The sequence below is a fragment of the Rhizobium sp. P1_E1 genome (genome assembly GCF_056406015.1).
Map to the genome: position 1 here is coordinate 1 of NZ_JBFUAY010000036.1, position 13148 is coordinate 13148.

Below are 13148 nucleotides of genomic sequence, written 5' to 3' on the forward strand. Positions count from 1 at the left end.
ATCTCAGGTGACGGTGAAACTGTCACCGAGTTGACTATCTACGGTCGTCTCAGATGACGGTGGAACCGTCATCGACGTGACCACTGTCAAGGCGACGGCCCCTGCAGAAAGATCGTGGACAGCGGCGGCAGCGTCAGCGACAGAGAGACGGGCCTGCCGTGGGCGGGCACCGGTTCGGTCGACACCGCGCCATTGACAAGGCCCGAGCCGCCATATTCCCGCGCATCCGTCGTCATCCGCTCGATCCACACACCGTCGCTGGGCACGCCGACCCTGTAGCCGTAACGCGGCACCGGCGTGAAATTCGACATGACCAGGATCGACGAAGCACGATCGGGTGCATAACGGAGCATCCCGAGCACGGAATTGACGGCGTCGTCGGCTGCCGCCCATTCGAAGCCCTCGGGATGAAAGTCGCCGAATTGCAATGCCGGCTCGTCCGCGTAGAGGCCGTTCAGATCCTTCACCAGCCGCTGAATCCCCACATGCTGGGGCCGGTCCAGCACATCCCAGGTCACCGAACCATCATGATTCCACTCGCCCGGCTGTGCGACTTCGCTCCCCATGAACAAGAGCTTCTTGCCGGGATGACCCCACATGAAGGCGAGATAGCTGCGCAGATTGGCGAATCTCTGCCATTCGTCGCCCGGCATCTTCGTCAGCAGCGAGCCCTTTCCGTAGACGACCTCGTCATGTGAAATCGGCAGAATGAAGTGTTCGGAATAGGCATAGATCATGCCGAAGGTCATCGTGCCATGGGCGTAGCTCCGGTAAATCGGATCCTTCTCGATGTAGCTCAGGCTGTCATGCATCCAGCCCATGTTCCATTTGATGTCGAACCCCAGCCCTCCCTGCTCCGGCGGCTTCGTCACGCCGGGCCAGGCAGTTGATTCCTCGGCGATCGTCATCGCGTGCGGGCAGCGCTCGTGAATGATGCTGTTCAGGTGCTTGAAGAATTCGACCGCTTCCAGATTCTCGCGGCCGCCATATTGGTTGGGGATCCATTCGCCCTCGTTGCGGCTGTAGTCGCGGTAAAGCATCGAGGCAACGGCGTCGACCCGCAAACCGTCGATATGGTAGCGCTCGAGCCATTCCAGCGCGCTGGCGATCAGGAACCCTTTCACCTCGTTGCGGCCGAGATTGTAGATCAGCGTGTTCCAGTCGCGGTGAAAGCCTTCGCGCGGATCTTCGTGCTCGTAGAGCGCGCTGCCGTCGAAGCGGGCAAGCCCCCAGACGTCTGTAGGAAAATGAGCAGGAACCCAATCGAGGATGACGCCGAGCCCGGCGCCATGGCACCGGTCGATGAAATAGGCGAAATCTTCAGGCGTCCCATATCGGCCGGTGGGCGCGAATAGCCCGAGCGGCTGATAACCCCAGGACCCACCGAACGGATGCTCCATGATCGGCAGCAGCTCGATATGGGTAAAGCCCATGTCGCTGACATAGGGAACCAGCCGCTGACTGAGTTCAACCCAGTCGAGCGACCTGTTGCCGTCCTTTAGATCTCGAAGCCAGGAGCCGGCGTGCACCTCATAGACCGAGAATGCGCCCTCCAGCCTGTCTTGGCGGGACCGGCCCTTCATCCAGCCGTCATCGGTCCATCGAAACGGCGTCGACGATGCGACGATGGAGGCGGTGGACGGAGCCGCCTCGCTCGCCCTCGCGACCGGATCGGCCTTCTGCGGCAAGCATGTCCCCTCAGCATCGATGATCTCGAACTTATATCTTTCACCGGGGGCGAGGCGCGGAACGAACAGCTCCCAGACGCCCGCCGACGGTCTCAGCCGCATCGGATTGCGCCGCCCGTCCCAGGCGTTGAAGTCGCCGACAACCGAGACGCGGCGCGCATTCGGGGCCCACACGGCGAAACGAACGCCCGATATCCCGTCGATCGACATATCAACTGCGCCGAGCGTCCGGCTCAGACTGTAGTGGGTGCCCTCCGATATCAGATGGAGGTCGAGCTCTCCGAGCAGCAGACCGAAACTGTAGGGGTCCTCAGTGATCTGAACTGCATCCGGCCATGTGATCCGCAGCCGGTATCCCGTCCTCGAGGCCGCCACCGCCGCAAACAGGCCGGACGGGTGGGCGATGCTGAACGGCGCCACCACCCGGCCGCTCGTCGCATCGATGAGATCGACCGCTTCCGCTCCGGGCAGATACACCCGCATGATCGTCATGCCGCCGCTTTGGTGGGGACCGAGGATCGAAAAGGGATCGCCATGGCGCCCCTCGATCAGGGCCCATAGCGCATCCTGTCCGATGCCCGCCAGAAGTTCCGAGCGCTCAACATTCATGCCTTGACTCCCGTCAGACGCGCTACGATTTCGGTAAGGCCGAATAGCGGGATCGGAAGCCATTTCGGTCTGTTGCGGGCTTCATAGGCGATCTCGTAGGCGGCCTTTTCGAGTAGAAAGGCATCGAGAACCCGGCGTCTTTGGTGGGGTGGCATGTCAAGCTCCTTCGATACGGAAACCGCCTGCGAATAGGCATCGAGAAAGGCCTCCTCGGCATGGCGCCCGAAGCGGGCGATCGCCTCGCGGCGGACCTCGTTGTCGTGTTCGATGACCGCGTCGTTATCGAGCTGGGCGGTGGCCACGAGGTAGCTCAGCGATCTCAAAAGCCCGGCGACATCGCGCAGCGGGTTCGTCTTGGCGCGGCGCTCGGCCAGGTTTTTCGCAGGCTCGCCCTCGAAGTCGATGATGACGGCATCACCCTCGCTGACAAGGATCTGGCCAAGATGGAAGTCGCCATGCGTGCGTGTCATCAGCGTATGGCGGGCGCTCTCCGCCAGCGTCGCGGCGAGCTCTGCGAGTTCGGAACGACGCTCGAGAAGCGGCCTTGCGAGCAGGTCGATTGCAGGGTCGGCATTCTCGTCGCGTTCCTCGAGCTTCGACATGGCATAGGCGAGCTCCCCGGCAACGGCCTTCCTCATCGCCTCGACCTCGCTGTCGCCTGATACCACCGGGCTGAAGGCCTCGTCCCCGGTCTTCGCAGCGAGTACGACATGCAATTCGCCGAGCCTGAGACCCACCATCGCGACGAAACTGATCAGCGACCGGAAGACGTCATCGTCTGGTTGGACCGCCGGATCGTTCAGCACGAGTTCGTCGGCCCCGCGGCGTAGATTGTTCAGCATCCAGTTCCAGGCGTCGCCCTGATTGCGGATCGCGCCCTGGACGATGATCAAGGTGGAACGGCGTCCGCTGGAATCGGTATGCGCGACCTCTCCGAGCAGGGGCGCCGTGTGGTCATAGCCGGCGCGGGTGAGATAGCGCGTCATCTCGACTTCCGGATGGATGCCCGGGAAGATGTGTCTGATCAGTTTGATCATCGCTACATCGCCGACGAGCAGCGAGCTGTTGGACTGTTCAGCCGATAGCCAATGCACCGGCAGCTCGTCTGAAATATCGAGACTGTCGAGCCGTTCTGTCCCAATGAATTCGAGCGTGCCGGTCCGGCCGGTGGTGCGCGAGCGGTCGCGAAGTCCGTGCAGAATGCCGCGCGCCATTGCCTCCACGGCAAATCCGTCTGTGAGGAAACCGACGCGTCTACCTTGGCGAATCCTCCCAAGCGCAAGCTGCTGGGCAAGCGCGGAAGGATGCGCATCGTCCCAGGCGACCGTGAGCGGCAGTTGGTAGGATTCGCTGTGGTTCGGCAGCTCGACCTCCAATTCGCCGAGGACGACGCCGTCGGCGAATGGGATTGGTGTCGCGGAGATCAGTCGAGCGGCCTGAACCGCCTGGTCCTTTGCCCCGAACCATCGCCGCTTAGAGAGATAGGCGGGCAGGATTTCGCCGCTCAGAATGCGCGCATGACCCGGTTCATCCACGAGGTCGAGCAGGCTACGCCGGATGACCATCGTCAACAGATCGGGAAGCTGTTCCGGCGGTGCGGTGCGCCACGCCGGCGGGTCGGCATCAGCCGTCAGCTGGAACCAGAAGAAACCGTAGGGCGGTAAGGTCAGCAGATAGGTCAACTGGCCGATCGGCGGAAACGGCGACATCCCGGTCAGTTCAATGGGCACGCGCCCCTCGAAGCTCGACAAGTCGAGTTCGACGGCCTGGGGCAGCCGCGAGAGACTTGCAACACAGAGCAGAACCTCGCCTTCATACTCCCTGAGATAGGCAAGGATCTTGCGATTTTCCGGTGAAAGGAACCGCAGCGTGCCACGCCCGAAGGCCGGATGCCTGCCGCGCAACGCCAACATTCTGCGCGTCCAGTTGAGCAGCGAATGCGCGTCCGTACTCTGCGCCTCGACGTTGACGGCCTCGAAACCGTAGAGCGGGTCGGCGACGGGCGGCAGGACGAGACGCGCCGGATCTGCCCTGGAGAAACCGCCATTGCGGTCCGGAGACCATTGCATCGGCGTCCTCACTCCATCCCGGTCGCCGAGATAGATATTGTCGCCCATGCCAATCTCGTCACCGTAATAGATCACCGGCGTTCCCGGCATCGAGAGAAGAAGCGCGTTCATCAGCTCGATCCGCCGGCGGTCGCGCTCCATTAATGGCGCCAGGCGCCGTCTGATGCCGAGATTGATGCGGGCACGTTTGTCGGATGCATAGGTCTCCCAGAGATAATCCCGCTCGGCGTCGGTCACCATTTCGAGCGTCAGCTCGTCGTGGTTGCGAAGGAAGATCGCCCATTGGCAGTTGTCTGGAATCTCCGGCGTCTGGCGCAGGATGTCGGTGATCGGAAACCGATCCTCCTTGGCGATCGCCATATACATGCGCGGCATTAGCGGGAAGTGGAAGGCCATGTGGCATTCGTCGCCCTCTCCGAAATATTCGCGCGTGTCCTCCGGCCATTGATTGGCCTCGGCAAGCAGCATCACGCCGGGATGAGTGGCATCGAGCGCGGCGCGTATGCGTTTGAGGATCCCGTGGGTTTCCGGCAGGTTTTCGTTGATCGTCCCCTCGCGCTCGACGAGGTAGGGGATCGCATCGAGACGAAACCCGTCGATGCCGGTTTCCAGCCAGAAGCGCATAACCCTCAGCAACTCCTCCATGACAAGAGGGCTGTCGAAATTCAGGTCGGGTTGATGGGAATAGAAGCGGTGCCAGTAATAGGCGCCGGCCACCGCGTCCCATGTCCAGTTGGATTTTTCTGTATCGATGAAAATGATGCGTGTTTCCGGAAATTTCTGATCGGTATCCGACCAGACGTAAAAGTCGCGCTCCGGCGATCCCGCCGGCGCCTGGCGCGCGCGCTGGAACCAGGGATGCTGGTCGGAGGTGTGGTTGATGACGAGTTCGATGATGACGCGAATATTGCGCTGGTGGGCGGCGTCGACGAAGGCTCGGAAATCCTCCATCGTCCCGTAATCGGGGCTGACATTGCCATAGTCGGCGATGTCGTAGCCGTCGTCGCGGCGCGGAGAGGGAAAGAAAGGCAGGAGCCAGATGGCATTGACGCCGAGCGCTGCGATATGATCGAGCTTCTGGTGCAGGCCGGCGAAGTCGCCGACCCCGTCGCCATTGCCATCGTAGAACGACTTGATGTGCAGCTGGTAGATGATCGCATCCTTGTACCAGAGCGGCTGCGGCGCGCTATCTGCATTCATCGTGTCCATTCATGCCTCCCTTGAGCGAATGCGCCAGATCGCATAGGGCAGGATCTCAGGATTGAGCCCGATGCTCTGCCATTTGCCGGTCCACTTGAAACGATGGCCGCCGATCAGATCTTCCGCATCCAGCGTGCCGTCGTCTCCGAGCGACCAGTGCCAGAGCGGCAGCTCGACGTCGCTTTGCTGGAAATTATGGGGGTCGAGGCTGATGGCGATCAGCAGGACGTTGTCGCGGGCGCGGCTTGCCTTCTCGAAGAACAAGATATTGTCATTTCGCGCATTCAGCAGCGTCAGCCCGAGATGCGAATGCAGCGCGGTGTTTTCGGTCCGGATGCGGTTGAGCGTCCTGATTTCGGCAATGATATTGCCCGGCCGGTCATAGTCCCAGGCCCGGATTTCGTACTTTTCGCTGTCGGCATATTCCTTGCGCTTGGCATCGGGTCGCCCCTCGCAAAGTTCGAAACCATTATAGACGCCCCACAATCCCGAAAGAGTGGCGGCAAGTGCTGCGCGGATCAGGAAGGCCGGGCGCGGTGCGTTCTGCAGGAAATCCGGATTGATATCATGGGTGTTGACGAAGAAATGCGGGCGGAAGAATTCCTTCGGCGCGGTCTCGGTCAGCTCCCGCATATATTGCTCGAGTTCCCATTTGGCATTGCGCCAGGTGAAGTAGGTATAGGACTGGGAGAAGCCGATCTTTGCCAGCCGGTACATGACCTTCGGCTTGGTGAAGGCTTCCGAGAGGAAGACGACATCGGGATGACGGGCCCTGATATCGCCGATCAGCCATTCCCAGAACGGAAAGGGCTTCGTGTGCGGATTGTCGACGCGAAACAGCTTGACGCCCTGGTCCACCCAAAGCTGCACGACATCCCTGAGCTCCACCCAAAGCGAAGGCAGGGCATCTTTCGTGTAGAAATCGACGTTGACGATGTCCTCGTATTTCTTCGGCGGGTTTTCGGCATATTTGATCGTGCCGTCGGGACGCCAGTCGAACCAGCCGGGATGCTCCTTCAACCAGGGGTGATCCGGCGACGCCTGGATCGCAAGGTCGAGAGCGATCTCCAGGCCATGCCGCCCTGCCGCCTCGACCAACCGGCGGAAATCCTCGAACTCGCCGAGCTCGGGATGGATGGCGTCATGGCCGCCATCCTCGGAGCCGATGGCATAGGGGCTTCCGGGGTCGCCCGGCCCGGCTTTCAGGCTGTTGTTGCGGCCTTTCCGGTTGGTCGAACCGATCGGATGAATCGGCGGGAAATAGAGCACGTCGAAACCCATGTCGCGGATGGCGGGCAGTCGCGGGATGACGTCGTCGAAGGTGCCGTGTCGGTCCGGATCGCCGCTCTGCGAGCGCGGGAAGATCTGGTACCAGCTGGCAAAGGCAGCCTCCTTGCGCTCGGCATCGACGGCGCTTGCCGTCGAGCGAAGCCGAAACGGCCGCCAATCCGCCTTGTTCATCAATTCGGATGTTTCGGCATCGAGCAGGATCGCCGTGCGCTCGGCATCGGAGGCGCTTTCGAGATTGTCGCCGAGGGCCTTCAATTCGGCATTGAGCGTTGGGCCGGCATGCATCTCGGCCGAGCGGACGAGGTTCAACCCCTCCTGCAGTTCGAGCTTCAGATCCAGCCTGGCATCGTTCTTCTTCGTCAGTTCGTAGCGGAAAATCGCAAACGGGTTCTTCCATGCCTCGACGGCAAATTCATAACGTCCAATGCGCTCCAGCAGGAATTCGGCGCGCCAGCGGTCGTTTTCGACCAATTGCATCTCCGTCTCATTCCAGTCCGCCGCATCGAGCGGCCGCCAGAGCAGGACCGCGGCGATCGGGTCATGGCCGTCGGCGAATATATCCGCCTCGACGGTGACGATGTCGCCGACCACCCGCTTGACGGGAAAGCGCCCTTCATCGACCCGCGGCATGATGTTTTCGATGGCGAGCCGCGGTGATGCTATCGCCTGTGCGACGTCGAGGATCGGCCGGGATGTGATCGGCGCCGGCGCCTTGCCTTCGACCACCAGGGTCTCCCCTGCCCGCAGCCGCAGAGCTGTGCCGTCGGCTGCGGCGGGAAGAAAACCGGAGGCCGCTTCGCGCAGTGCGGTCACCGGAGCGGGCGCACTTTTCCGAAGGTCCCTGTTGAGCAGGATGAACCGCACATTCTCAGTGCTACGAAGGTCTTCCGCCTCAGCCTGCAGCAGCGCTGAGACCGGTCCGTTGGCGTTGCGGATGAGCCGGAGCGACGAGGTCGGCGCATGGGGTTTCTTGCCGACCTCGGTGTTCGCAAGGCGAATTTCGGAGGAGATATCGAAGGCAAGGTCATGGCGCATCCTCCGCAAGCCCGCTCCATTCCCATGGGTCGGATCGAGCGGCGTGACTGCGCCATATTCGAAGCCCATCGGAACCATCAGGCCGCCGCCGAGTGAAGCAGCCAGCCGGAGCGCCCTTATAGCGCGCCGTTCGAGGATTTCGCGACTTTCGGTTCCGTGGGCGATCCGCCTGGCGAAGGGCGGCTCCGGAAAAGCGACCTGCCAGCCAAGCTCCTTCTGGACGCGGTGTTCTTCGATGAACCATCTCTCATCGAAATCCCACCAAGCCATCGATGAAAAACATCCGTCGAAGCCTGTATCCTTGACCGCGGCCCTGGCTCCAAAGTCAGTGCCGGGCGTCCAGGCGAGGAATTGCGCGTCCGCCTTCTCGCGCACCGCCGAAATCAGTGATTTGAAAACCGCCGGCGCAATGCGATCGATCCCGAGCGCCCTGTAGCCGGAGAGGCCGAGACCAGTCAGTCCTCGCAGCCGTTCGGTCCATTCTTCCAACAGCCGGGATAGAGACTCCGCCCCCATCGCAGTCATCGGTTCCGCCGGGTCCAATGGCGAGCGCCTCGGATCGACAGGGTGAAAGCCCGCCTTGGGATCCCGGGCCTTACCGTCGAGCATCAAGTCCATCATCAAGGCGACGCCGCTCTTGCGGGCGGCCTCCGCCAGGCGTCCCACCCCCTCCTCGACTGCGCTTCCGAGCGACAGTTGAGGATCGAGGCGGCCTAGGTCCCGGGAGGCAAAGACGCTGCGCTCCCCGCCCCGGTCGAAAAGAGGCGCCGTCAGCACACGGTCGAAACCCGTATCCGCTGCATGGTCGAAAACCTCGCGCCACGCATCGATACCCTGAAGAAGGAGTGGATTGACATAATAAATCCGGGGTGGGGTGCTCAACACACCCTGTTTTGGAGAGAATAACATCGGCCGCCGCTCGAGTTGCTTTACAGGCAAACTTCTGTTGGCGGCCGTTGTTCCACCGAAACTGCCAATTCGCGATGCGCTGGACATCACCGGCCGCATTGGCGCGGGACCGATAGGACGCGTTAATTTCGAGCATCAAAGGCGCTTGCGTCAGAAGAGAGACCTTGAAGGACTGCCGCATTTCGGTAGTCTTTCACTTCCTGGGAGGGTGACCCATTTGGCTGCTGACGGCGCACCATTGCTTCGATCGATATGCTTTAGCGCCGCCCTGTCGGCTTGCGCGCTGTGCCTGGCCTCCTGGAGCATCGACACCGATCGTTCCACTGAGAACACCCATGGCCTGTTCGAAATCCGCGAGGAGGCCAGGCGCTTCATTTCGCACGAGAACGCCAAGGGGCATCAGCAATGGGACGTGCTGGAGCCCAACCTGAAGATTCTGGTTCCCCGCTGTGCGGTGCCGCTCGAAACACAGTGGACGCCGAAGAGCCTTGGCCGCTCGAAACTGAGCGTGATGGTGATATGCACGGTCGCGGTGCCGAACAGCGTGATGAGACGTTGGGATGTCCATGTTCCGGTAGAGCGCAAGCCAAATCTGACGGGAAGCCCCGCCGCCCCGCACCGTTCGGAAAGAGCAGGCGCCCGAACGGGACTTGATGTATCCGAATGAATCTCTGCGATTTGCAATAAAGGCGACCAGACGTGAATCCATCGGTGGAATTGTGTTCATATCCCGAACTCGATGATCGAATCGTGATCGTCAGGGCGGGGGATGAGGTTGATAGCGTGTTTGTCCAGACCGAGAGGTTCAATGTGCTGATCGATACGCTCGGAACGCCCGAATTATGCCTGGCGGCGCTGGACCTGCTCGAGGAACAGACGAAGGAACGCCCGATGATCGTCATCAATTCGCACATGGATTGGGATCATTTCTGGGGGAATGCCGCCGTTGCGGGGCGCGCTCCGATTATCGCGCATGCCGCAGCGCTCGACCGTTTACGCGACCCTTCCGCACGCGAGGTCCTGAGGGACAAGGCAAGCCAGGATTCGAGGTTTCGGAACGTCGACCTCATCGGTCCCGACATTACGTTCTCCGCCTCGATGACCCTCAATGGCGGTGATCTGACGCTGGAACTCATTCATACGCCGGGTCACACGCCCGACCATATCGCCGTATGGATTCCCGAACTTCGCATCTGCCTGGCCGTCGACGCGGTGGAGTATCCCGTTCCCGAAGTCTGGAGCAAAAGTACTGATGATCTCCGCCTTATCCGTTCCTCGCTCGAGCGAATACGTGACCTGGATGCAAGGCTGATTATCCCTGCGCACGGCCGGACGTACTCCCCTTCGACGGTGGATGCGAACCTCGCCTATTTCCAAGCCCTAGCCGATCGTATCGGCAGTTTGAGCGAGAGCCAGCTGGCGGATCCACAACTCGGCAGCTCAATCGGCCTGCGGCTTGAAGACTTCGTCCCCATCCCCGACGGAATGCCTTCCGAGGTGGTGGCGTTCTACCGGAACTGCCATGAGACAAACCTTGGCGCGACGGTTCAGGCCCATATCGAAGAGACCGGAAAATGAAACTGTTGGAGGGCGGTCGAACCGGGCAGATCTGGCGTGGTGGCGATACCGTGATCAGGCCTTCCGGCGCGTGGACGCCGACGGTGCACCGGTTTTTGCGCCATCTGAGGAGCAGAGGCTTTTCGGGAGCGCCGGATCCCATTGAAATAACGGGGAACCAGGAGGTCATCAGTTATGTCGCCGGGCGCGTCTGCGAAGATTTGAGCGACCAATTTGTCGGATCGGAGCCCATGCTGCTTTCCGCAGCGAAGCTTCTGCGCGACTTTCATTCGGCATCTCAAGGATTTCTGGAATCGGATCGCGAGGTCCAGACATGGATGTTGCCGCCACAGGAGCCGCGCGAGATCGTATGCCACGGAGATTATGCGCCCTACAATGTCGCCACGGCAGGTCAGGCGGCTGTCGGCATCATCGATTTCGACGCCGCCCATCCCGCGTCGCGCCTTTGGGATTTGGCCTACTCGGTTTATCGCTGGGCGCCCCTATCCGATCCCGCCAACCCACATGTGGCATTCAACCTCGACGAACAGCTGCGGCGAGCGGAACTCTTCTGTGAGGCATATGGGGCGACGGTGGACGAACGGCTCCAGCTCCCCGAGATGATCTGCAGGCGGCTTCAGGCGCTGGTCGATTTCATGCTGGCGAACGCCTCGGCTGGAGAGGCGACATTCGCGGAGGACGTCGCCACAGGAGATGCCCGGCTCTATCTAAGCGATATCGACTATATCAGAAGCCATCGGGATCGACTGCTCGAAGCTCTGTGCTGACGCCTTCGCCAGGCTTCATATCTAGAGCCACTTCCTCCGACGGAAGAAACTGAAGAGAAACAGGCACAAGAAGGCGATAACACCAAGCACGACGAAATAGCCATATTGGAATTTCAGTTCGGGCATATCGCTGAAATTCATCCCGTAGATACCGGCGATCGCGGTGGGAACGGCCAGGATCGCCGCCCATGCGGCGAGTTGGCGGGCGATCGCCGTCTGCTCCGTCTGGCCAATCATCACGCTGGCCTCGAAGGCAAAGGCGAGAACCTCGCGTAGCGCATCGATATCTTCCTGAACCCGGCGCACGTGATCCGTCACATCGCGAAACAGCGACTGGAGCGTCGGATCCATGCCGGGAAGATCGATGTGCTCGTATCGCCGACAGACGTCTACCAGCGGCACCACGGCATTGCGGAGCCGCAGCAGCTTGCGCCGCAACAGGTAAAGGCGCTCGATGTCAGACTTTGCCAGCTGTTCGCGCAGCACCAGATCCTCGAGCTTCTCGACCTCCTCCTGCACGACCTCGATCACCGGCATATAATTGTCGACGATGAAATCGAGGATGGAATAGAGAATATAATTCTCGCCGTGGGCAAGCGCTGTCGGCGTGGCCTCGCATCGCTGCCGCACCGCGAGATACGAGGACGAGTCCCCGTGGCGAACGGAGACGACATAACCGCGACCGACGAACAAATGCGTTTCGCCGAAGATGATTTCGTCATCCTTCATGTGGGCGGTCCGGGCGACGATGAACATCGCGTCCCCATAAATCTCCAGCTTCGGGCGCTGGTGGGGCTGCGCTGCATCCTCGATCGCCAGCGGATGGAGATTGAACTCGGCCTGGACCTGGTGCAGCAGCACTTCATCCGGCTCGTGCAGGCCGATCCAGACGATGGCATTCTCCCTGCTTCGCCATTCGCCGGCCTCTTCTATCCTGATGTCGCGAATGCGTTGCCCATGCTGGTAAACGGCAGCAGCCACGACGCCGGGCCGTTCATACGGAGGCGATGTGGAACCGCCACCTGATTGCGCGGAAATACTGTCCAGATCCTTTAGCCGTTCCAAATCCTGCCGTCCTCCATTTCGCGCGGATCACAAATCCGCGGCCAGCCCCTCCGCCAGTCAGGCGCTCAACCGATCATAATGCTATTTCGTAAAACATGCATCATCCGCGTCGGTGCGGGGTCTGACCAGGCGCCTTCATCGTGGCCGGGCGCCGGGCGGCGTCATGTGTCCGTGGAAATATCGTCCCAATCCTGATCCATATAGCCGGTCAGCCAGTTGAGGGCATAATGCCGTTCGTAAACCACGCCCTTGTCCAATCCGGCAGGTGGCTCCTCTCCCTTCAGCCGCGCGTTCACTGCGGCCCAATCGTAGCGGTAAATGAGATCGGTAGCGTCGAGCAGTTCTTTCTGCGGACGCAGCTTGGCACGACGCATCAGGCCGTCGGTTCCCAGTTCGCGAAGTGTGTTGGCAATGAATGGCACGTCGCAAATATGGTCGGGGCGTTCAAGATCGGAAGTGATCCCGAGCGCCCATAACATGACGTGCACGCCCTCGTAGCGCCAGGCGAAGTTGGTCCGGTCCTGATCCGAGGGATCGGGATCGTCCATGAAGACCCGTTCTTTCGGGGTGAAAAAACTTGCGGCGTCGAACTGCCGGATGAGAGCCTGACCCATTTCGTGGTCGCCGGTCTCGCCTTTCACGGCAACGATCGCAAGCGCAATCGTGCGCTGAACGACAGCCTTTGTATTTCGGCGAGTGCTCTCGCTCTCGGGCTCGATGGTCGGCAGATGATCGATGGTCGGCACGCCTTCCGACTGAAGCTGGGCGATAGACCGGGCTTTGCGTGCCCCCGCCTCGTCAGCGGGTTGCGAAACGGCTGCCTGCACCGGAAGAATCAATGCAAGAAGGGCGGAATATATGCGCTTCATCATCTCTGGCTCCTGTCATCCGTGCCGCAGCATCGATAGGCATTTTGCTGCTTTAGCGGGAGCCGGAGC

Annotated in this window: 8 protein-coding genes; 3 read left to right on the plus strand and 5 right to left on the minus strand. The window is 61.0% G+C overall.

All coding sequences use genetic code 11. The features are described 5' to 3' along the window. Window positions 1-86: 86 nt before the first annotated feature. The 3 genes from glgB to AC1D1Z_RS14835 are packed head-to-tail and all read right to left on the minus strand — an operon-like array spanning window position 87 to window position 8800. Window positions 87-2297 carry a 1,4-alpha-glucan branching protein GlgB gene (gene glgB, locus AC1D1Z_RS14825; RefSeq protein WP_018245894.1) on the minus strand — a complete coding sequence of 737 codons (2211 nt, stop codon included), beginning with the start codon at window positions 2295-2297 and terminating at the stop codon, window positions 87-89. Beyond that, window positions 2294-5575: a maltose alpha-D-glucosyltransferase gene (gene treS, locus AC1D1Z_RS14830; RefSeq protein ID WP_018517831.1), complete on the minus strand. Its 3282-nt coding sequence runs from the start codon at window positions 5573-5575 to the stop codon at window positions 2294-2296. Before treS ends, glgB begins: the two co-directional genes overlap by 4 nt. Then, entirely contained in the window at window positions 5576-8800 is a 3225-nt protein-coding gene (locus AC1D1Z_RS14835; RefSeq protein ID WP_018245896.1) for an alpha-1,4-glucan--maltose-1-phosphate maltosyltransferase, read from the minus strand. Window positions 8801-9038: 238 nt separating this feature from the next. On the opposite strand from AC1D1Z_RS14835, the gene AC1D1Z_RS14840 reads away from it, so the two are divergent. The 3 genes from AC1D1Z_RS14840 to AC1D1Z_RS14850 are packed head-to-tail and all read left to right on the plus strand — an operon-like array spanning window position 9039 to window position 11145. Further along, complete coding sequence (locus AC1D1Z_RS14840) at window positions 9039-9467, plus strand: hypothetical protein (protein ID WP_050566360.1); 429 nt, start codon at window positions 9039-9041, stop codon at window positions 9465-9467. 32 nt (window positions 9468-9499) lie between these two features. Beyond that, entirely contained in the window at window positions 9500-10378 is an 879-nt protein-coding gene (locus tag AC1D1Z_RS14845) for an MBL fold metallo-hydrolase (protein ID WP_018245898.1), read from the plus strand. Then, window positions 10375-11145 carry a phosphotransferase enzyme family protein gene (locus tag AC1D1Z_RS14850; RefSeq protein ID WP_018245899.1) on the plus strand — a complete coding sequence of 257 codons (771 nt, stop codon included), beginning with the start codon at window positions 10375-10377 and terminating at the stop codon, window positions 11143-11145. Before AC1D1Z_RS14845 ends, AC1D1Z_RS14850 begins: the two co-directional genes overlap by 4 nt. A gap of 21 nt (window positions 11146-11166) precedes the next feature. Here AC1D1Z_RS14850 and AC1D1Z_RS14855 read toward each other — a convergent pair whose 3' ends face one another. Next, window positions 11167-12210 carry a magnesium and cobalt transport protein CorA gene (locus AC1D1Z_RS14855; RefSeq protein WP_018245900.1) on the minus strand — a complete coding sequence of 348 codons (1044 nt, stop codon included), beginning with the start codon at window positions 12208-12210 and terminating at the stop codon, window positions 11167-11169. Between the two features lie 161 nt (window positions 12211-12371). Next, window positions 12372-13082, minus strand: a complete 711-nt coding sequence (locus AC1D1Z_RS14860; protein ID WP_018245901.1) for a DUF4272 domain-containing protein — start codon at window positions 13080-13082, stop codon at window positions 12372-12374. Between the last annotated feature and the right edge of the window lie 66 nt (window positions 13083-13148).

Excerpts from the sequence above, each read along its gene's own strand:
- treS (WP_018517831.1), bottom strand. The coding sequence starts at position 5,575 with ATGGACACGATGAATGCAGATAGCGCGCCGCAGCCGCTCTGGTACAAG.
- AC1D1Z_RS14860 (WP_018245901.1), bottom strand. The coding sequence starts at position 13,082 with ATGATGAAGCGCATATATTCCGCCCTTCTTGCATTGATTCTTCCGGTG.
- AC1D1Z_RS14850 (WP_018245899.1), top strand. The coding sequence starts at position 10,375 with ATGAAACTGTTGGAGGGCGGTCGAACCGGGCAGATCTGGCGTGGTGGC.
- glgB (WP_018245894.1), bottom strand. The coding sequence starts at position 2,297 with ATGAATGTTGAGCGCTCGGAACTTCTGGCGGGCATCGGACAGGATGCG.
- AC1D1Z_RS14835 (WP_018245896.1), bottom strand. The coding sequence starts at position 8,800 with ATGTTATTCTCTCCAAAACAGGGTGTGTTGAGCACCCCACCCCGGATT.